This window comes from Micromonospora costi (genome assembly GCF_003626655.1).
In the GTDB taxonomy this organism is placed as follows: Bacteria; Actinomycetota; Actinomycetes; order Mycobacteriales; family Micromonosporaceae; genus Micromonospora; species Micromonospora costi.
This window is the reverse complement of sequence record NZ_RBAN01000002.1, coordinates 632,708-652,748: the sequence shown is the minus strand read 5'-3', so window position 1 is coordinate 652,748 and position 20,041 is coordinate 632,708. Positions and strand designations below refer to the sequence as shown.

The following is a 20,041-nucleotide window of genomic DNA, read 5'->3' as shown; positions in this document are numbered from 1 at the left end:
GCGCGGGCCCGACCAGCCGTACGGCGCGCCCGACCCGCCGTACGGTTCTCGACCGGCCTGGCGGGCGCTTGCGAGACTGAGCCGGTGGGCGCGGCGGTCGTCGGTCGGGACGGGGTGGTCGACCAGGTCCGGCGGTTCCTGACCGAGGGGCGGCCGGTGCTCCTGGAGGGGCCGGCCGGCATCGGCAAGACGATGGTGCACCGGGCGCTGCTGGACGCGGCCGCCCGGGACGGCTGGCTGCTGCTCTGCTGCGCGCCGACGGAGACCGAGCGGGCCCTGCCGTTCGCCGCGCTGGCCGACGTGCTGGCGCCGCTGGCCGACCGGATGGGGGAGCTGTCCCCGCCGCAGCGGGCGGCGCTAACCGGTGTGCTGCTGACCGGCGACGTGACCGAGCCGATCGACGAGCGGGCCGTCGGCGCGGCCACCCGGGCGCTGCTGGAGGCGGCGGCCGCCGACCCGGCCCGGCCCCGCGTGCTGGTGGCCGTCGACGACGCGCCGTGGCTGGATCCGCCGAGCGAGCGGGCGTTGCGGTTCGCGCTGCGCCGGGTCGTGCCGCGCGTCGCCGTGCTGGTGACCGCCCGCGCCGACCGGCCCCGGGAGGCGCCGGCGCCGCTCGGCCTCGACCACGGCGCGACCGGCGGGTCGCTGGAGCGGATGGCGCTCGGCCCGCTCGGCGTGGGGGCGTTGCACCACGTGCTGCGGGCCGAGACGGGCAGGGTGCTGCCCCGTCCGCTGCTCGTGCGCGTCGCCGAGGAGTCCGGCGGCAACCCGCTGCTCGCGATCGAGCTGGCCCGGGCCGTGCTGCGGCTGCCGCAGCTGCCGGCGCCGGGGGCGGACCTGCCGGCCGCGCCGTCGCTGCGGCAGCTGGTCGCCGACCGGCTGGCCACGCTGCCGCCGCCGACGCGGCACGCGATCCGGCTGGCCGCGCTCTCCGGTGTGCCGACCCTGGCCGGCCTCGCGCGGGCCGGTGTGGACGCGGCGGACCTGGACGCGGCGGAGGAGGCCGGTCTGGTGGCGGTCACCGGGGAGCAGGTGGCATTCGTCCACCCGGTCTACGCCGCGGCGCTCCGCGCCGAGGTGCCGCCGGGGGTGCGCCGCCGGCTGCACCGACTGCTCGCCGACACCGCCCAGGACCCGGACGAGCGTGCCCGGCAGCTCGCCCGGTGCGTGGACGCGCCCGACGCGGCCGCGGCGGCCGAGATCGCGGCCGCCGCGGCCCGGCAGCGGGCCCGCGGCGCGCCGGAGATCGCCGCCGGGCTGTACGACACGGCGGCCCGCCTGACCCCGCCCGACCACGCGGACGCGCACGCCCGGTGGCGGCTGGCCGCCGCGCAGTGCCGGTACGACAGCGGGGACTACCCGGCCGCCCGGGCGGCCGCCGAGCTGGCGGTGCAGGAACTCACCGGCCCGGCGCGGGGCGAGGCGCTGCTGGTGCGGGCCGTGATCGCCTTCAGCGCCGACGAACCGCCCGAGACGATCGTGGGGTACGCCGAGCGGGCGCTGGCCGCCGCTCCGGAAGGCTCCACGCTGGCCGGCCGGATCCACGCCCACCTCGGCATGATCCGGGACGCTCCGGACCCGGCCCGGCGGCACGCGGAGCGGGCCGTCGCCCTGCTGGCGGGCAGCCCGGCCGACCGCGCGGAACACGCCGCGGCCCTGTTCCTGCTGCTGTTCAACGAGGTGCGGGCCGGGCTGCCGGCCCGGACCGAGCTGTTGGAGCAGGGGCTCGCGGAGGAGGGCGAGGAGCCGTCCTGGCTCGCGGGGAACGTCCCGGCGATCTGGTGGCGGGCACTCGACGACCACGACCGCTCCCGCGAGCGGCTGCACCGGATGCTGGAGCGGGCGGCGGCCCGCGGCGACGAGCCGTACCAGCACGAGCTGCTGTGCCACCTGGGCGAGACCGAACTGCTCGCCGGGCGGTGGGCGGACGCGGCCGCGCACCTCGCCGCGGCACGCGAGCTGGGCGAGCAGTACGGCGCCGACGCGGCCGGCGTGGAGTGGCTGGAGGGGATGCTGCTGGCGTACCGGGGGCGGTTGGACGCGGCCACCCGGATCGCCGAGGCGGGCCTGCGCAAGGCGGCCGAGACGGACGACCCGTGGCGGCGGCGGATCCACGCGCAGCTCGCCGGGTACGCGGCGCTGACCGGCGGACGGCTGGCGGAGGCCGCCCGGCACTACGGCGTGCTGGCCGCGACCGTCGACGAGATGGGGCTGGTCGAGCCGATCGCCCAGCGCTTCGAGCCGGACTGGTTGGAGGCGTGCGTGGGCGCCGGTGACCTGGCGACCGCCGAGGCGGTGCTGGAGCGGCTCGCGGTGCGGCACCGGCGGCTGCCGCGGCCGTGGACCACGCTGGGGCTGGCCCGCAGCCGGGTGCTGCTCGCCGGGGCCCGCGGCCGGGACCCGTCCGACGCCCTGGCCGAGCTTGCCGCCGCCCGGGCGGCGGTGCCCGCCGGGGTGCTGCCGCTGGACCGGGCCCGGTGCCTGCTGGTGGCCGGCGTCGCGCACCGGCGGGTGCGCCGCCGGCGCGAGGCGCGGGAGGCGCTGAGCGCCGCGGCGGCCGAGTTCGACGCGTTGGGCGCGGCGGCGCTCGCGGCCCGGGCGCGCGCCGAGGCGGAGCGCACCGGGGGCCGGGTCGCGCCGCGGCAGCTGACCGGCACCGAGCTGGAGGTGGCCCGGCTGGCCGCCGCCGGCCGGACCAACCGCATCATCGCCGACACCCTCTTCATCAGCCCGAAGACTGTCGAGGCGAACCTGGCCCGGGTCTACCGCAAGCTCGGGGTGACCAGCCGCGCCGAGCTGGGCGCCGCGATGGCCCGCGGCGCGGGCGACGGGTAGCCGCGACGGGCGTCGTCGAAGGATAGGGAAACACCCGATTACCCCGCCGGCCGGCGGGCCTAGCGTCGGCGCATGTCCACCCGACTCTTCGTCCTCGAACGCTACGACCGCGTTCCGGGGGAGTCCGACGAGCCGGTCGCCGCCCTGACCAGCGGCGCCACCCGGCTGCGCGGCGCGGTGCGGATCCCCGCGGACGACGTGGTGCTGGCGCTGGTCGAGGGACCCGACGCCGAGACGGTGGCCGCGGTGGCCGCCGCCGCCGGCTGGCGGGTGGACCGGCTGGGCCCGGCCGAGTGGATCGCCGCGCCGGACTGCCCGGCGTCGCCGCCGCAGGGCGACCGACTCTGACCGCCACGGAGGTCCCGATGAGACAGATCCGCCGTCACCCGGCGCGGACCCGCCGGCGCCTCCGGACCCGGTCGCTGGCGCTTCTGACCGCGCTGGCCGTGCTGCTGTCGGCGACGGCCGCCTGTCAGGGTGGGGGACGCCCGGACGACGGGCCGGTGGATCCGTACGACCCGGCGGCGATCCGGTACGGGTTGGCGCCGCAGCCGCATCCCGACGTGACCTACCAGCCGGACGTGGTGCTGGTCGGTGGCGGCGGGGACGCGGTGCGGTCGGTGACCGGTGACGGTCTGACCTGGCGGATCGACCCGGAGGCCGACCGGGCCGACGAGCTGGCCCCGGGCAAGGTGATGTTCCTGACCTCCCGGGCGGTCGGCCGGGTGGTGGACGTCCACCGCGAGGGCGGGGACCTGGCGGTGACCATGGGCCCGGTCGAGCTGACCGAGGTGGTCCGGGACGGCGAGTTCCGTACCGATGCCCCGGTGCCGCTGGACCGGCCGATCGCCTACTCCGCGGGCACACCGTCCTGGATGGTCGCCGACCTGCCACCGGGTACGGGGTCGCGTGGCGGGATCGGGGGCGGTGCCCCGCTGGGCCGGTCACGGCTCCTGCGGGTCGGTGCGCCCGCGCCCCGCCCGCCGGCGCCGCCGGCGCGGCTGAGCGGCACGGAGACGGCGAAGGCCGGTGACCTCCAGCTGACGACGGAGTGCTGCCGGGACGGTGTCACGGCCCGGTTCGACTACGACGACAGCGAGATCCGGATGCACGGCTCGGTGACGCTGGTCATGCAGCGGCCGACGGCCACGTTCGACCTCGCGATCTCCGGCGGCACGGTCACCCGCGCCGAGTTCAGCATCACCGGCGGGGCCGGGCTGCGGGTGTCGGTCAAGGCGGGGACCAAGGTCGGCAACAGCCGGAACCTGTCCAAGTCGGTCGTGGTGCCGACCCAGTTCAGCATCCCGGTCGGGACGATCCTCGGTATTCCGTTCTCGGCCACGGTGGACCAGTCGTTGGAGATCAAGACGGCGTTCAGCGCGAAGGACGGGCGGCTCGACGCCGCCGGGGAGTACTCCCTGAGCGGCGCGTTCGGCTACGGCTACCGCCGCCCGTACTGGGGGCCGGTGTCGCCGGGTGGCTTCGCCGTGCGCAACAGCCTGACCAACTCGATCACCGGGATCTCGCTGGGGGCGAGCGGCCTTCTCGTCACGTACGACGCGAAGTTCACCGTGGGCATCGGCGCGCTCGGGTTCACGGCGGGACTGTTCGTCGGCCTGCGCGCCTCCGTGGGCGCGAGCCTCGGCTCGGGCGCCGGCCTCATCGTGTGCCGGGGCGCGGGGCTGGGCGTGACCATGCGGTACGGGATCAGCTACTCGATCCCGAAGGTGGTGGCCGACATCGTCAACTTCTTCCTCCGGACCTTCAAGACGAGGCCGATCAAACAGCGCGGGGAGCTGGGCGACGAGACCGTGGTGGTGAAGCGGAGCGAGACCGTACCGCCGGACGTGCCGCTCTGCGTTGTCTGATCTGTCACCATCCAGATAGGTAGTGCACAACTTAATTGTGCGCTACGTTTCTCGGGTGACCGATGACCTGGTGCTGCGCCGGCAGGTGTGCTTCGCGCTGTACGCGGCGTCGCGCGCCATGACGGACGTCTACCGCCCGATCCTCGACGCCGTGGGCCTGACCTACCCGCAGTACCTGGTGCTGCTGGTCCTCTGGGAGCGTGACGGCGACGCCCCGAGCGTCTCCGAGCTGGGCGTCGAGCTGCAGTTGGACTCCGGCACGCTCTCCCCGCTGCTGAAGCGGCTGGAGGGGGTGGGGCTGGTGGTCCGACGCCGCTCGGCCCGCGATGAGCGTCGGGTCGAGGTGGAGCTGACCGACGCCGGTCGGGCCCTTCGCGAGCGGATGGAGGACGTGCCACTGCGCCTGGCCCGGGCCACCGGGCTCACCGCGGCGGAGCTGGTCGACCTGCGCGACACGCTCATCCAGGTCACCGAGACCATCCACCGACAGAAGGAGCAGTGACCCCTCATGCAGGTGCTCTACACCGCGTCCGCGCGGGCCACCGGCGACGGCCGTGACGGCCACGTCCGGACCAGCGACGACACCCTCGACCTCGACCTCGCGGTGCCCAAGGAGATGGGTGGCGCGGGCGGCGCCGCCAACCCCGAGCAGCTCTTCGCCGCCGGGTACGCGGCCTGCTTCCACTCGGCCCTGCGGGTGGTGGCGCGCCGGGCGAAGGCGGACGTCACCGACTCGGTCGTCGAGGCGGAGGTGGGCATCGGCCCGAACGGCGCGGGCGGCTTCGGGCTGACCGTCGGTCTCGTCGTCGACCTGCCCGCCGTCGAGCGGGCCGCCGCCGAACAGCTGGTCGAGCAGGCGCACCAGGTCTGCCCGTACTCGAACGCGACCCGGGGCAACATCGACGTCACGCTGACCGTGCGGACGGCGGCGTGACCGCGGCGGTGAACCGGGAGATCCACCTCGCGGCCCGCCCGCACGGCTGGCCGACCGCCGAGAACTTCCGGCTGGTCGAGACGGCCGTGCCCGAGCCCGGGCCGGGGCAGCTCCTGGTGCGCAACCGGTACATGTCCGTCGACCCGTACATGCGTGGCCGGATGGACGACGTGAAGTCGTACGCGCCGCCGTTCGCGCTCGACGCGCCGCTCGACGGGGGCGCCATCGGCGAGGTGGTGGCCGGCGACGTCGACGGCTTCGCGCCGGGCGACCTCGTGCTGCACGGGCTGGGCTGGCGGGAGTACGCGCTGGTCGGGGCCGCCTCCGCGCGGAAGGTCAACCCGGACCTGGCGCCGGTGACGGCGTACCTGGGCGTGCTCGGCATGATCGGGCTGACCGCGTACGCCGGGCTGCTGGACGTGGCCAGGATGCAGCCGGGGGAGACGGTCTTCGTCTCCGCCGCGGCCGGCGCGGTGGGCAGCCTCGTGGGGCAGATCGCCAAGCTGCGGGGCGCCGCGCGGGTCGTCGGCAGCGCCGGCTCCCCGGCCAAGGTCGAGCGGCTCAGGGCGCTCGGCTTCGACGCGGCGTTCGACTACCACGACGGGCCGGTCCGCGACTCGCTCAAAGCGGCCGCGCCGGAGGGGATCGACGTCTACTTCGACAACGTGGGCGGCGACCACCTGGAGGCGGCGATCTCGGCCCTGCGCCCGCACGGCCGGGTCGCGATCTGCGGCATGATCGCCCAGTACAACGCGGCCACCCCGCCGGCCGCGCCGCGCAACCTGGCGCTGGTCATCGGCAAGCGGCTCACGCTGCGCGGTTTCCTGGTCGGCGACCACGGCGACCTGCGGGACGAGTTCGTCCGGGAAATGGCCGGCTGGCTGCGCGAGGGCCGCGTCGCCTACGACGAGACGGTGGTCGACGGCATCGAGAACGCGCCCGAGGCGTTCCTCGGCCTGCTCCGCGGCGAGAACCTCGGCAAGATGCTGGTCCGCCTCTGATCCCACCGTTGGCTGGCGCCGATCATGCAGGTGTGGTGGGGGACGAAGGCCGGAAATCGGCTGGAACCGGCCACCACAACTGCATGATCGGCCGGCTGGGCGGGGTGGCGGCGGGGGGCGGGATAGGCTCGACGGCATGACGGTGGCGGTACGGGTGATCCCCTGCCTCGACGTGGACGCCGGGCGGGTGGTCAAGGGCGTCAACTTCCTCGACCTCCGCGACGCGGGCGACCCCGTCGAGCTGGCCGCGGCGTACGACCGGGCCGGCGCCGACGAGCTGACCTTCCTCGACGTCACCGCGTCCAGCAGCGACCGCGGCACCATGCTCGACGTGGTGCGGCGCACCGCCGAGTCGGTCTTCATCCCGCTCACCGTCGGCGGCGGGGTGCGCAGCGTCGCCGACGTGGACACCCTGCTGCGGGCCGGTGCGGACAAGGTCGGGGTGAACACGGCCGCGATCGCCCGGCCGGAGCTGATCGCCGAGATCGCCGACCGGTTCGGCCGGCAGGTGCTGGTGCTGTCGCTGGACGTGCGCCGGGCACCGGCGGGCACCACGCCCAGCGGCTTCGAGGTGACCACGCACGGCGGGCGCCGGGGCACCGGCCTCGACGCCGTCGAGTGGGCCCGGCGCGGCGCCGAGCTGGGCGCCGGGGAGCTGCTGCTCAACTCGATGGACGCCGACGGCACGAAGGCCGGCTTCGACCTGGAGCTGATCCGGGCCGTCCGCGGGGTGGTGGACGTGCCGGTGGTGGCCAGTGGCGGTGCGGGCGAGGTGGCGCACTTCCCACCGGCGGTCGGCGCGGGCGCGGACGCCGTGCTCGCGGCTAGCGTCTTCCACTTCGGAGAGCTGACGGTGGGCGAGGTCAAGGACGCGCTGCGCCGCGACGGGCACCCCGTCCGCTGAGCGCGCGCCCCGGCGTCACTCCCGGCCCGAGTGCCCCTCGGGCGAGCGGCGCGGGGTCGGGATCGAGCGGACGAGGTACTCCTGCACGGCCGCCGCGTGGTCGGCCTCGTCGAGTGACCAGTCGGCGCTGCCCGGGGTGTGCCGCCGGCTCAGCACCCCCTGGACCGTGTCGACGGTCGTGGCCAGCCCGGCGCTGGGCCGGCTGCGCCAGAGCCGCTCACCCTCGGCGGTGATCCGGAACCAGCCCTCGCTGACGCTGACCAGCCCGGCGCCCAGGAGCCGTCGCACGGCCGCCTCGACCTCGTCGCGCCGGGGGATCGCCCGGTTGAGGTGGTCGGCGGTGGAGAGCACGTCGGTGAGGCGTACGCCCTCGGGTCGCCGGCTCGACGGGGCGCGGCGGTGCCGCCCGGCGCCGCTCGCGATGACCAACGACACGAAGATCCAGGCGTCGCTCCAGTGCCATCCGTTCTCCGCCATGAAGCGATGATGCCGGGGCGGATCGCGGAAGGGAACACCCGCCCCGTCCGGCTCCCACCGTCGGCACGGGACGGTGGCGGCGGCCGGACGGTCGGTGACGGCGGTCAGCCCGCGGGCTGCGGGGCGACCCGGCCGGCGGCGGGCTCCGGCCCGGCCACCGCGAACAGCGGCACGAACAGCTGCGCCAGCGGGCCGATGGCGAGGGCGTACGCCACGGTGCCGATGCCGACGGTCCCGCCGAGCAGGAAGCCCAGAGCCAGGACGGTGACCTCGATCACGGTGCGCACCAGCCGGATCGAGCGCTGCGGCCGGCGGGCGACGAAGCCGGTCATCAGCCCGTCCCGCGGGCCGGGGCCGAGCCGGGCGCCGAGGTAGAGCCCGGTGGCCGCCCCGTTGCCCACGATGCCGGCGACCAGCAGTCCGATCCGGGCCCAGAGTGGCCCGCCGGCCGGCAGCAGGGCCAGTGTCGCGTCCACGACCAGGCCGATGACCACCACGTTGCTGACGGTGCCGATGCCGGGCCGCTGGCGCAGCGGGATCCACAGCAGCAGTACGACCGCGCCGACGGCGATGGTCACGGTGCCGAATGAGAGACCGGTGCGCTCGGACAGTCCCTGGTGGAACACGTCCCAGGGGTTGAGGCCCAGGCCGGAACGGATCATCAGCGCCATGCTGATCCCGTAGAACGCGAGCCCCACGTAGAGCTGGGTCAGTCGCCGGACCGGCCGGTGCCGGAGATTGCCAATCGCTGCCATGCATGCCACCCTAGGGTCCAATTGGCCGGACAATAGAGCCAATCTCGGGGGAGTGGCCATGACCAGTCAGGTTCGGGGGAGCCAATTGGCCCGGTTGCTCGGGCAGTGGCACGCGCTTCCCGGCCGCCGCCGCAGTCCGGACTACGCGGCGCTCGCCGCGGCGGTCCGCGGGCTGCTGACCGACGGGCGGCTGCCGCTGGGCGTCCGGCTGCCCGCCGAACGGGAACTGGCCGAGGCGCTGCGGATCAGCCGGACCACGGTGACCGCCGCGTACCGGCAGCTGCGGGAGAGCGGACACCTGGCCAGCCGCCGAGGCGCGGGGAGCTGGACGATGCTGCCCGGCAACCACCGGGTCGCCAGCTCCGGGCTCTGGGCGCCGCTGGACGACCGCGACATGATCGACCTCGGGGTGGCCGCGCTGGCCGCGCCGCCGCAACTCGTGCCGGCCGCCCGGGCCGCCGCCGAAGACCTGCCCCGCTACCTCGGTGGCGCCGGCTACCACCCCACCGGGATCATCGAGCTGCGCGAGGCGGTCGCCCGTACGTACACCGAGCGCGGCCTGCCCACCTCCGCCGACCAGATCATGGTGACCAGCGGTACCCAGCACGCGCTGGACCTCGTGCTGCGTCTCGCACTGGCCCCCGGCGGCAGCGTGCTCGTCGAGTCGCCGACCTACCCGAACGCGCTCGCCGCGCTCGCGGCCCGCCGGGCCCGGATCACCACCCACGGGCTCGCGGGCGACGGCACCGGCTGGGACGCGGACCTGCTGCTCGGCAGCGTCCGACAGGGCCGGCCGAAGCTCGCGTACCTGATCCCGGAGTTCCAGAACCCCACCGGCCACCTGATGCCGGCCGAGCTGCGCGAGCGGCTCGTGGCCGCGGCCCACGCGGCCGGCACCGACCTGGTCGTCGACGAGTCCTTCGTGGACCTGCCGCTGGACGGCACCCCGCTGCCACCGCCGGTGGCGACGTTCGACCGGCACTCCCGGGTGGTGTCGATCGGCGGGATGAGCAAGCCGTACTGGGGTGGTCTCCGCATCGGCTGGGTACGCGCCTCCGCGCCCCAGGTGCAGCGCCTGGCCGCCGTCCGGGTGGGCGTCGACATGTCCGGTCCGGTGCTCGACCAGCTGGTGGCGGTGCACCTGCTCGCGGAGGCGCCGGCCATCGTGGCGGCCCGCCGCGCCCAGCTCGCGGCCCAGCGCGACGCCCTGCTCGGCGCGCTCGCCGAGCGCCTGCCAGACTGGCGGGTGACGGTGCCGCGCGGCGGGGTGACGCTCTGGGCGGAGCTCGACGGTCCGATCTCCAGCGCCCTCGCCCGGGCCGCCGAGGAGGTCGGCGTACGGCTGGCGCCCGGCCCCCGGTTCGGCCTCGACGGCACGCTCGAACGCTTCCTGCGCCTGCCCTTCACCCTGCCGTCCGCCGACCTCGTCGAGGCGGTCGGCCGGATCGCGGCGATCCGATACGACCTCGACCGGGCGGCCCGTCCCGAGTGGCGGGAGCCGGCCGTCATCGCCTGAGCCCCGGCCGGCCGCCCGCCGGCTTGCCCGAACCGGGTCTGCGCCGCTCCCGCTTGCTGGACACTGCGCAGGTGGAGGGTACGAGCGGGCTGCGCTGGTCGGGCGGGATCCGGCCCGGCGCCCCGGGCTCCCGGGCCACCCGGCTCGAACTCTTCTACGACCTCGTCTTCGTCTTCGCCTTCCTCAACGTCACGACCGTGACGGCGGACAACCCCACGCCGCGCGGGCTGGCCCAGTGCCTCGTGGTGCTCGCGCTGCTCTGGTGGTGCTGGACCGGCTTCGCGGCGCTCGGCAACGCGGTCCGCACCGACCAGGGTGTGGTCCCGCTCGTCGGGTTCGCCACCATGGCGGCCGCGTTCGTGCTCGCGGTGACCATGCCGCACGCCTTCGTCGACCGGGCGGGCGGGTTGCCCGGCCCGGTGGTCTTCGCGGCCTGCTACCTCCTGGTACGCGCCTCCCAGGTGGCGATCTTCGGCTGGGTGTCCCGCGGCGACCGGCGGCTCCGCCGCCGCTGGCTGGTGCTCGCCGTGCCGGTGCTGGTCAGCACCGCGTTCATCGCCGCGGCCGCGCTCGTGCCCCCACGGGTGGCCTCCGGTCGGGTCGAGGTCGGCGTCCGGCTCGCCCTGTGGGTGGCCGCGCTCGCCGTCGAGTACGGGCTGGGTCTGGTGCTGCGCGGCACCGGGTGGACGGTCGTGTCGGCCGGGCACTGGGCGGAGCGGCACGCCCTGATCGTCCTCGTGGCGCTCGGCGAGTCGATCATCGCCCTGGGCGTGGGGCCCGGCTTCGTGGCCGGCCTGCCGCTGACCTGGTCGGTGATCGTGGCGGCCGTGTTCGGGATCGCGGCGGTGGCCGCGCTCTGGTGGACGTACTTCGACGCGCTCGCCCTCGCCCTGGAGCAGACGCTGCACCGCACCCGGGAACGCCGGGCGCGCATCGCCCTGGCGCGCGACGTCTACACCTACCTGCACCTGCCGCTGGTCGCCGGGATCATCCTGTTCGCCCTCGGTCTCAAGGGGGTGCTCAAGGAGGGCAGCGACCCGGCCACCCGCGGCTGGGGTGTGCCCCTGCCCGGGTTCGACCTGCTGGCCCTGTACGGCGGTGTGGCGCTCTACCTGCTTGCGCTGATCGCCTTGGAGCGGCGGGCGCTGGGCCGGACCCGGTGGTGGTCGATCGCCGCCGTCGGGTTGCTGATCGTGCTCGTGCCGATCGCCGGTGACATGCCGGAACTGGTCGCGCTGGGCCTGCTCGCGCTGGCCACCGTGGCGGCCACCGTGGCGCAGCGGCTCGTCGACGCCCCGCTGCGCGGCCAGGTGCGGCACGTGGCGCTGGAGGAACAGCTCGCCTCCGAGGCGGAGCAGACCCAGTGGCGGGGCCGCCACCTGTGAGTGCCGCGGGGACGCGCGAGACTCGGGGACGAGCGCGCGGCCCCGTCCCGGGCGGGACGGGGCCGGGCGCGTCGTTCACAGCTCGGCGAGCGTGCCCTCGTACATGCGGTCGATCTGGGCGGCGAAGTTCGCCTCGACACCACGGCGCTTGATCTTGAGCGACGGGGTGATCTCGCCGTCCTCGATGGTCAGGTCCCGCGGCAGGATGGTGACCTTCTTGATGGTCTCCCAGCGGTTGAGCTTGCCGTTGAGTTCGTCGACGTACCCCTGGACCATGGCCTGCGCCTGCGGCGACGAGACGATCGCTTCGTAGTCGCGCCCCTCCAGCTCGGTGCCGGCGGCCCATCCCCGGATCGCGTCGGGGTCGAGGGTGACGAGCATCGTGCAGTAGTTGCGGGCCTGGCCGATGACCACGGCCTGCGAGGTGTACGGGCAGATCGCCTTGAACATCCCCTCGATGTGCGAGGGCGCGATGTACTTGCCGCCGGACGTCTTGACCAGGTCCTTCTTCCGGTCGGTGATCCGCAGGTAGCCCTGGTCGTCGAGCGTGCCGATGTCACCGGTGCGGAAGAAGCCGTCCTCGGTGAACGCGGCGGCCGTCTCCTCGGGCAGGTTGTGGTAGCCGCGCATCACGGGCCGCCCGCGCACGAGGATCTCCCCGTCGGTGTCGATCCGGCACTCCAGGTCGCCCATGGCCGTGCCCACCGTGCCGATCCGCAGCCCGTCCGGCGGGTTGACGAAGTTGCCCGCGCTGGTCTCGGTGAGCCCGTAGCCCTCGGAGATCGGCAGGTTGGCGGCCGCGAAGAAGGTGGCGATCTCCGGGCTGAGCGGCGCCGCGCCGGAGACGAGCACCCGGATCCGCCCGCCGAGGCGGGCCTGCAGCTTGCTGAACACCAGCTTCTCGGCCACCCGGTAGCGCAGCCTCAGCCCGGCGGAGACCGGCTTGCCGGCCTGTTCGAGGGCGACCTTCTCCTTGCCGACCGCGACCGCCCAGGCGAAGATCTTCGCCTTCGCGCCGCCGCCGGACTGCGCGTTGGTCACCGCCCGGTTGTAGACCTTCTCGAAGATGCGCGGCGCGCCGCACATCAGCGTCGGCTGGATCACGCCGAGCAGGTCGACCAGCTTGTCCACGCGGCCGTCGACGTAGGTGGGCAGGCCCACGTGCGTCGCGCCGCAGAGCAGGGTCTTGCCGAACGAGTGCGACAGCGGCAGCCACAGGTACTGCAGGTCGTCGACGCGCAGCAGCCCCAGCTCGGCCTGCGCCACGCCCTCCCAGCACCAGCCGCCGTGCAGCAGCTCGACACCCTTGGGACGGCCCGTGGTGCCGGAGGTGTAGATCAGGGTGGCCAGGTGGTCGGGGCCGATCCCGGCCACGAGCATGTCGATCAGGTCCGGCTCGGCGGCGAGCGCCTCCTCGCCACGCCGTTCCAGCTCGGCCAGGGTGAGCTGCGGGATTGCCGCGTCCGGGTCCGGATCGCCGTCGAAGAGCACGACGTGGCTCAACGCGGGCAGGTCGGTGCCGGCGATCTTGGCGGCCTGGGTCGGGTTCTCCGCGAACAGCACCCGGGAACCCGAGTCGGCGATGATGTAGGTCGCGTCCTCCGGCTCGGTGGTCGGGTAGACCGTCGTGGTCGCACCGCCGGCACACATGATGCCGAAATCCGCGAGCACCCACTCCAGCCGGGTGTTCGCCAGGATCGCCACGGGTTGCTCCAGGCCCACGCCGAGGCCGTGCAGGCCGGCGGCGATCGCCTTGGCCCGGCGCCCCACCTCGGCCCAGGTCAGCCAGACCGGGCCGGAGTCGTCGGCAGCGGGGTGGGCGAAAGCGTGGCGGTCGGGGGTCGCCGCCACGCGCTTGAGGAACATGTCCGGGATGGAACGGTACGGTACATCGAGAGCCATCGCTGTGCCGCCTTCGGGGGTTTGGCGTGACGGTCGTCACGTCATGGTGGTTACCGAAGGGTATTGCCTGTCGGCGCACGGCGGCTAGCCCCGATGATCGTCCGACGGGACCGTCCGCGCAGCCGGAACGGCCGCTCAGGCGTACCGGGCCGCGACCATCGACCAGTCGTAGGTGGCCCGGATCCAGTTGCGCCGGGCGGCGATCACCGACGCGACCCCGGGGTCGTCGGTCGCCAGCACCCGCGCCTCCGCCGCCAGGTACGCCGTCAGCGTGCGGTTGAACCGGTCCGCGGCCGCCCGCAGCGCGGCGTCCTCGTCCTGGCCCGACTCGCGGGCGATCACCGTGACCAGGTTGTGCCCGTCCGGCGCCCCGCGCTCCTTGCCGTAGGAGAAGACGTCGTTGCACCAGCAGACGAGGTCCGCCGCGAGGGTGTCCACGGCGAGCAGCGCCGGATCGCTGCGCACCGAGGCGCCCGGCAGCCCGTTCAGGGCGAGGTCGGTGAGGGCGAAACTGGGGTGGACGGCGCCCGTGTGCCGGCGCATCTGGACGTACTCGGCCACGCCCGGAGCCCGCCCGTGCTCCCGGTTGGTGGCCTCCCACAGCAGCGCGAGCAGGTAGTCGCGCAGCCGGCTCACGAAGCGCAGCAGCACGGCCGAGCGTCCGTGGGCGCGTACGCGGCGGCACAGGTCGTGCAGCGCGGCGCCGAGCGCCCCGTCGTCGCCGTCCCTGGGGGTGCCGTCGCCGTGCCGGTCGAGGACGTCCAGCAGCGCGGCCACCACCGGCGCCAACCGCGTGGGCGCGGCGCCGAGGCCGTCCTCGTCGCAGGCGTCGTCCATCACGAACAGCCAGGAGATCAGGTCGGTCAGCAGGCGGAGGCCGTCCTCGGACCCGTCCGGGCAGGCCCGCCCGGCCAGGCCGGCGGCGTCGGCGCGGCGCAGGCGGCTCAGTCGGTGTCCGGAATCGATCAGGCCGAAGGTCTGCGCCCAGGCTGTGCTCTCATCCGCCGCCAGATAGGTGCTGTCATGGCGACGCGCGGGAAAGGGGGGTTCCCGCAGCGCCGAGACCGCGAAGGTCCGCATGGTGCCCCCAAATTGCGCCGTTCCGGTGCGGGACGATGCGGGAGAGCCTACGGGAGTAAGGATCGGCGCGGATCGCTGGGTGCAAGATGCAGGACGACACCGAGTGGCCGTTTGTGTGCACTGAGTGATAACCGCAGGCCGGGGACTTGGTGCCCCGGGCCGGCCGGTGGGCCCGCTCCTAGAAGCCCAGACTCGCCGCGCGCAGCCGCTGCGCCGACGTCGCCGGCCCGTCCAACTGGACCCGCGAGACCCGTTGCCGGCCGGAAAGGAACAGCGCCAGTTCGCCGGGCGAGCCGACCAGCCGCAGCGGTGCGCCGCCCCGGCCCACGGACAGCTGCCCGAAGCCGGGCGCCTGCACGTAGAGGTCGGCGGGGAACCGGCGCAGCGCCAGCCGTGCGAGCGGGGCGGCCCGCCGCCACAGGGCGGACTGCAGCCCCGCCGGCAGGTCCCGGGGCAGCCACCCCGGCCGGGCCCGCCGTACGTCCTCGTGGTGGATGAAGAACTCCATGGCGTTGGCCAGTTCGTCGGTGAGCGGGTTGCTCACCGGGCTCCACACCGGCGGGCGGCGTACCAGGGCCACCAGTTCCGGGAACGGCCGGGCCGCCACGCGCCGGCGGACCCGCTCGGCGTACCCGCGCAGTGGCGGAAGCGCGAGGCCGCCGGCGGCGTCCGGTCGGCGCTCCCGCACGACGAGGTGGGCGGCGAGGTCGCGGGTCGACCAGCCCTCGGCCACGGTCGGCGCGTCCGGGCCGACAGTCAGCAGCAGATCGGCCAGCGCCTCGCGCTCGGCTCGGGCGTACCGGGGCATGGCCCGATGGTAGGCCGCCCGGCCGTCGCCGGCGCGTCGGCGACGGCCGGGCGGGTCCACGTGACCGCCGACATATCCGGCCGGTCGGCGGAGCCGCCTCGCGACCGGTAAGGATGGGGGAGATAATTGCGGCTTACGGCGGGGGAGAGCGTGGCGAGCAAGACAAGTCGGGACGTGCTCGGTCGGGGTCTGGCGGTCCTCGGGCGGGCGATCCGGGAGCAGCCACGCATCTTCGCGGTCGCGGTCACCGGCAGTGTGCTCTTCGGGCTCATGGTGATCGCCAGCGCGTACGTGGTCGGCACGGTCGTCGGGGACGTGGTCGTCCCGGCTATCGCCCGCGGCTCGGTCGCGGCGGGCACGCTCGCGCTGGCCGCCGCCGCGCTGTTCGGGATCAGCGTGCTGCGGGTGGTGGGCATCTTCGGCCGCCGGCTCGGCGCCGGCTACATGCAGTACCGGCTCCAGGCCGCGTACCGCCGCCGGGTCACCCGGCGCTACCTGGAACTACCGCTGTCCTGGCACCACCGCAACGCCACCGGCACCCTGCTGTCGAACGCCAACTCCGACGTCGAGGCGGCCTGGTACCCGATCGCGCCGCTGCCGTTCGCGGTGGGCACCCTCGTCATGCTGGTCGGCGCGGTCGCGTCGCTCTTCGCCACCGACTGGGCGCTGGCCCTCGTCGGGCTCGCGGTCTTCCCGGCGCTGTTCATGCTAAACGTGATCTACTCCCGCCGGATGGCGCCGCGGCAGGCCCGGGCCCAGCGGCTGCGCGCCGAGGTGAGCGGGATCGCCCACGAGAGCTTCGACGGCGCACTGGTGGTCAAGACCATGGGGCGGGAGGCGCAGGAGACCGCCCGGTTCGGCAGCCGGGCCGGCGAGCTGCGGGACGCCCTCATCGCGGTCGGCCGCCTGCGGGGCGTCTTCGACCCGATGCTGGAGACCCTGCCCAGCCTCGGCACCCTCGCCGTGCTGGTGGTCGGCACGTTCCGGCTGCGGCAGGGCGCGATCAGCGTCGCCGAGCTGGTGAGCGTCGCGTTCCTGTTCACCGTGCTGGCGTTCCCGGTGCGGGCGATCGGCTGGGTGCTGGCCGAGCTGCCACGCAGCGTCGCCGGCTGGGACCGCCTCCGCCGGGTGCTCGACGCCACGGGCGAGATGCCCTACGGCGACCGCGAGCTGGCCGCGGACGAGGCGGGGCCCGCCACGCTCGCCTTCGCCGACGTCGGCTTCGCGTACGAGCCCGCCGAGGCGCACCTGCCCGGCGCCGAGGTGCTGGGCGAGGTCACCTTCACCGTGCCCGCGGGGAAGACCGTCGCCCTGGTGGGGCCGACCGGCGCCGGCAAGTCGACCGTGGCGTCGCTCGCGGTGCGGCTGGTCGACCCCCGCTCGGGCACCGTCACCCTCGACGGGGTGGACGTCCGCCAGCTCACCGCCGCGTCGCTGGCCCGCACCGCGGCGCTGGTGGCCCAGGTGCCGTTCGTCTTCGACGACACGGTCCGCGCCAACATCGCCCTGGACCGGCCGGGCATCACCGACGACGACGTGTGGGCGGCGCTGCGCCTCGCCGAGGCGGACGGGTTCGTGGCGGCCCTGCCCGACGGGCTGGACACGATGGTCGGGGAGCGGGGCACCTCGCTCTCCGGCGGGCAGCGGCAGCGGTTGACCCTGGCCCGGGCGCTCGCGGGCCGGCCGCGGCTGCTGGTGCTCGACGACGCGACCAGCGCCGTCGACCCGCGGGTGGAGGCGGCCATCCTGGCCGGGCTGCGCGCGGCCGACCGGCCCGGGGCGCCGGGCGCGTCGATCCTCGTGGTCGCGTACCGGCGGGCCACCATCGCGCTGGCCGACGAGGTGATCTACCTGGAGCAGGGTCGGGTGGTGGCCCGGGGCACCCACACCGAGCTGCTGGCCACCGTGCCCGGCTACGCCGACCTGGTCACCGCCTACGAGCAGGCCGAGGTGGAGCGCTCCGCCCAGGAGCCGCAGCCGTACGACCCCGATGCCGATCCGCTGCACTCGGGCCTGGAGATCGAGGTGGACCGGTGAGCGCGAGGAGTGCAGCGCAGCGGAGCCCCGCAGTCGCGAACGAAGAGGTGGCCCGGTGAGCGCGGAACAGCGGGACGAGCAGCGGCCGGAGGACACCGAGAGCACCTGGCGGACGCTGCGGCGGGGTCTGGCCCTCTCCCCGGAGCTGCGTACCGGGCTGATCGGCACGCTCGCGCTGGCCCTGGTCTACATGGTCGGCCGGGTCGCGGTGCCGGTGGCGGTGCAGCAGGGCATCGACAACGGCATCGTGGGCGGGCTCGACCTCGACGTGGTCTGGACCGTGGTGGCGATCGCCGCGGCCATCCTGGCGATCACCACGCTCTGCGGCTACCTGATGATGCGCCGGCTGTTCACGGTGAGCGAGACCGCGCTGGCGAACGTCCGGATCCGGGCGTTCCGGCACGTGCACGACCTGTCGATGCTGCACCAGCAGTCCGAGCGGCGGGGGTCGCTGGTCTCGCGGGTGACGAGCGACGTCGACCAGATCACCCAGTTCCTCCAGTGGGGCGGTGTCATCCTGCTGGTCAACCTGGGCCAGCTGGTGGTCACGACGATCGTGATGCTCGCGTACTCCTGGCAGCTGACCCTCATGGTCTTCGCCGCCTTCCTGCCCGCGGTGTTCGTGATCCGGCTGCTCCAGCGCCGTCTCGGCGCCGCGTACGGCACGGTCCGGCAGCGCACCGGCGCGCTGCTGGGCGCCATCGCGGAGAGCGTGGTCGGCGCGCCGGTGATCCGGGCGTACGGCATCGCGGGCCGCACGGCCCGCCGGCTCGACGAGGCGATCGACGGGCAGCGCCGGGCGCAGCAGCGGGCCATCCGGATCAGCATCATGGGCAGCTCGGTCGGTGAGCTGGCCGCGGGGCTGGCGCTGGCCGGTGTGGTGGCGCTCGGGGTCACCCTCGGGGTCGACGGCACCCTGTCGATCGGTCAGCTGACCGCGTTCCTCTTCCTCGTCACCCTCTTCATCCAGCCGGTGCAGATCGCCACCGAGGTGCTCAACGAGGCGCAGAACGCGATCGCCGGCTGGCGCCGGGTGCTGGACGTGCTGGGCGTCGCGCCGGACGTGGCCGACCCGGGCGAGCAGGGGCGGGAGCTGCCGCCCGGCCCGCTGGACATCCGGTTCGCGGGGGTGGGCTTCGCCTATCCGGGCGGCCCGCCGGTGCTGCACGACATCGAGGTGGACATCCCGGCGAAGAGCCGGGTGGCGGTGGTGGGCGAGACGGGCAGCGGCAAGACGACGTTCGCGAAGCTGCTCACCCGGCTCATGGACCCGACGGCGGGGGCGGTGCTGCTGTCCGGTGTGCCGCTCGACCAGGTCCGGTTCGCCTCGCTGCGGGCCCGGGTGGTGATGGTGCCCCAGGACGGGTTCCTGTTCGACGCCACGGTGGGGGAGAACGTCCGGTTCGCCCGTCCCGACCTCACCGACGAGCAGCTCGTGGCGGCGTTCACCGAGCTGGGGCTCGCCGACTGGCTGGACGGCCTGCCGGCCGGGCTGGCCACGCCGGTGGGGGAGCGCGGCGAGGCGCTGAGCGTGGGGGAGCGCCAGCTCGTGGCGTTGGCCCGGGCGTACGTGGCCGACCCGGACCTGCTCGTGCTGGACGAGGCGACCAGCGCGGTCGACCCGGCCACCGAGGTGCGCCTGCAGCGCACCCTGGACGCGGTGACGCGGGGCCGGACCACGCTGGCCATCGCGCACCGGCTCTCCACCGCGCAGGCCGCGGACGAGGTGATCGTGGTGGACCGGGGCCGGATCGTGCAGCGGGGACCGCACGACGAGCTGGTCCGCGACCCCGAGTCGACGTACGGCCTGCTCTACGCGTCCTGGCTGGAGCAGACCCGCTGACGCGCTGACCCGCTGACCCGCTGACCCGCGGCTCCCGTGGGTCAGCGGGAGTAGTGCTCCACGACGAGCTGCTCGTCGCAGACGACGGGCACCTCGTGCCGCGCCGGCTCGCGCAGCAGGGTCGCCCGCAGGCCGGTCAGGTCCACCGACAGGTACGGCTGGCCCGGGCCGTCACCGCGCTGGGCGCCGGCGGCGGCGAGCTGGAACGGCAGCCGTTCGCGGCTGCGCTCGCGGACCCCGACGACCTGGCCGGGGCGCAGCCGGTACGACGGCCGGTCGACCTTGCGGCCGTCGACGGTGATGTGGCCGTGCGACACGAGCTGGCGGGCCTGGTAGATGCTGCGGGCCAGGCCGGCGCGGTGCACCACGGCGTCGAGGCGCCGCTCGAGGAGCGCGACCAGGCGCTCGCCGGTCTTGCCGGTGCCCCGGGCCGCCTCGTCGAACGTGCGGCGCAGCTGGGTCTCGCTCACGTTGTACTGGTGACGCAGGCGCTGCTTCTCCAGCAGGCGCACCTGGTAGTCCGACGTCTTGCGGCGCTGCCGCCCGTGCACGCCGGGCGGGTAGGGCCGGCGCTCGACGTACCTCACGCACTTGGCGGTGAGCGGGATGCCGAGGGCGCGGGAGAGCCGGGCCTTGGGCCGGGGGTGGTTCACGTGGACCTCTCCGATCAGGTGCTCTAGGGTGCTACTTAGGTAA

17 protein-coding genes are annotated in these 20,041 nt (G+C 74.8%); 11 read left to right on the top strand and 6 right to left on the bottom strand.

Annotated features, from left to right (window positions below; genetic code table 11):
- The first annotated feature begins 84 nt into the window (after window positions 1–84).
- The 7 genes from D7193_RS13700 to hisF all read left to right on the top strand — a co-directional run bounded on the left by D7193_RS13700 (window position 85) and on the right by hisF (window position 7,542).
- The gene (locus D7193_RS13700; protein ID WP_120779860.1) at window positions 85–2,835 is read left to right on the top strand and encodes an AAA family ATPase; all 2,751 of its coding nucleotides are present in this window, start codon (window positions 85–87) and stop codon (window positions 2,833–2,835) included.
- Window positions 2,836–2,907: 72 nt separating this feature from the next.
- Window positions 2,908–3,183, top strand: a complete 276-nt coding sequence (locus D7193_RS13695; RefSeq protein WP_120779859.1) for a hypothetical protein — start codon at window positions 2,908–2,910, stop codon at window positions 3,181–3,183.
- A gap of 17 nt (window positions 3,184–3,200) precedes the next feature.
- Window positions 3,201–4,703: a hypothetical protein gene (locus D7193_RS13690; RefSeq protein WP_120779858.1), complete on the top strand. Its 1,503-nt coding sequence runs from the start codon at window positions 3,201–3,203 to the stop codon at window positions 4,701–4,703.
- Window positions 4,704–4,758: 55 nt separating this feature from the next.
- The gene (locus tag D7193_RS13685) at window positions 4,759–5,205 is read left to right on the top strand and encodes a MarR family winged helix-turn-helix transcriptional regulator (RefSeq protein ID WP_120779857.1); all 447 of its coding nucleotides are present in this window, start codon (window positions 4,759–4,761) and stop codon (window positions 5,203–5,205) included.
- A 6-nt stretch (window positions 5,206–5,211) separates the two neighbouring features.
- The gene (locus D7193_RS13680; protein ID WP_120779856.1) at window positions 5,212–5,637 is read left to right on the top strand and encodes an organic hydroperoxide resistance protein; all 426 of its coding nucleotides are present in this window, start codon (window positions 5,212–5,214) and stop codon (window positions 5,635–5,637) included.
- On the top strand, window positions 5,634–6,638 hold the full coding sequence (locus D7193_RS13675) for an NADP-dependent oxidoreductase (protein WP_120779855.1): 1,005 nt from the start codon (window positions 5,634–5,636) through the stop codon (window positions 6,636–6,638). The genes D7193_RS13680 and D7193_RS13675 overlap by 4 nt, the downstream gene beginning before the upstream one ends.
- A gap of 136 nt (window positions 6,639–6,774) precedes the next feature.
- Window positions 6,775–7,542, top strand: a complete 768-nt coding sequence (gene hisF / locus D7193_RS13670) for an imidazole glycerol phosphate synthase subunit HisF (protein ID WP_120779854.1) — start codon at window positions 6,775–6,777, stop codon at window positions 7,540–7,542.
- A gap of 15 nt (window positions 7,543–7,557) precedes the next feature.
- Here hisF and D7193_RS13665 read toward each other — a convergent pair whose 3' ends face one another.
- Complete coding sequence (locus tag D7193_RS13665; protein WP_120779853.1) at window positions 7,558–8,019, bottom strand: hypothetical protein; 462 nt, start codon at window positions 8,017–8,019, stop codon at window positions 7,558–7,560.
- A 104-nt stretch (window positions 8,020–8,123) separates the two neighbouring features.
- Window positions 8,124–8,774: a membrane protein YczE gene (gene yczE, locus D7193_RS13660; protein WP_120779852.1), complete on the bottom strand. Its 651-nt coding sequence runs from the start codon at window positions 8,772–8,774 to the stop codon at window positions 8,124–8,126.
- 58 nt (window positions 8,775–8,832) lie between these two features.
- On the opposite strand from yczE, the gene yczR reads away from it, so the two are divergent.
- Entirely contained in the window at window positions 8,833–10,290 is a 1,458-nt protein-coding gene (gene yczR / locus D7193_RS13655; protein WP_120779851.1) for a MocR-like transcription factor YczR, read from the top strand.
- A gap of 71 nt (window positions 10,291–10,361) precedes the next feature.
- The gene (locus D7193_RS13650) at window positions 10,362–11,675 is read left to right on the top strand and encodes a low temperature requirement protein A (protein WP_120779850.1); all 1,314 of its coding nucleotides are present in this window, start codon (window positions 10,362–10,364) and stop codon (window positions 11,673–11,675) included.
- 75 nt (window positions 11,676–11,750) lie between these two features.
- Here the strand turns inward: D7193_RS13650 and D7193_RS13645 are convergent, their stop codons facing one another.
- The 3 genes from D7193_RS13645 to D7193_RS13635 all read right to left on the bottom strand — a co-directional run bounded on the left by D7193_RS13645 (window position 11,751) and on the right by D7193_RS13635 (window position 15,465).
- Window positions 11,751–13,577, bottom strand: a complete 1,827-nt coding sequence (locus D7193_RS13645) for an AMP-dependent synthetase/ligase (protein ID WP_120779849.1) — start codon at window positions 13,575–13,577, stop codon at window positions 11,751–11,753.
- Between the two features lie 135 nt (window positions 13,578–13,712).
- Entirely contained in the window at window positions 13,713–14,657 is a 945-nt protein-coding gene (locus D7193_RS13640) for a terpene synthase family protein (RefSeq protein ID WP_120779848.1), read from the bottom strand.
- 178 nt (window positions 14,658–14,835) lie between these two features.
- Window positions 14,836–15,465, bottom strand: coding sequence for a TIGR03085 family metal-binding protein (locus D7193_RS13635; protein WP_120780390.1), 630 nt, complete (start codon window positions 15,463–15,465; stop codon window positions 14,836–14,838).
- A gap of 150 nt (window positions 15,466–15,615) precedes the next feature.
- On the opposite strand from D7193_RS13635, the gene D7193_RS13630 reads away from it, so the two are divergent.
- Window positions 15,616–17,502, top strand: a complete 1,887-nt coding sequence (locus D7193_RS13630) for an ABC transporter ATP-binding protein (RefSeq protein WP_120779847.1) — start codon at window positions 15,616–15,618, stop codon at window positions 17,500–17,502.
- A gap of 55 nt (window positions 17,503–17,557) precedes the next feature.
- Window positions 17,558–19,345: an ABC transporter ATP-binding protein gene (locus D7193_RS13625; protein WP_120779846.1), complete on the top strand. Its 1,788-nt coding sequence runs from the start codon at window positions 17,558–17,560 to the stop codon at window positions 19,343–19,345.
- A 41-nt stretch (window positions 19,346–19,386) separates the two neighbouring features.
- Here the strand turns inward: D7193_RS13625 and rpsD are convergent, their stop codons facing one another.
- On the bottom strand, window positions 19,387–19,998 hold the full coding sequence (rpsD, locus tag D7193_RS13620; protein ID WP_120779845.1) for a 30S ribosomal protein S4: 612 nt from the start codon (window positions 19,996–19,998) through the stop codon (window positions 19,387–19,389).
- Window positions 19,999–20,041: the final 43 nt, after the last annotated feature.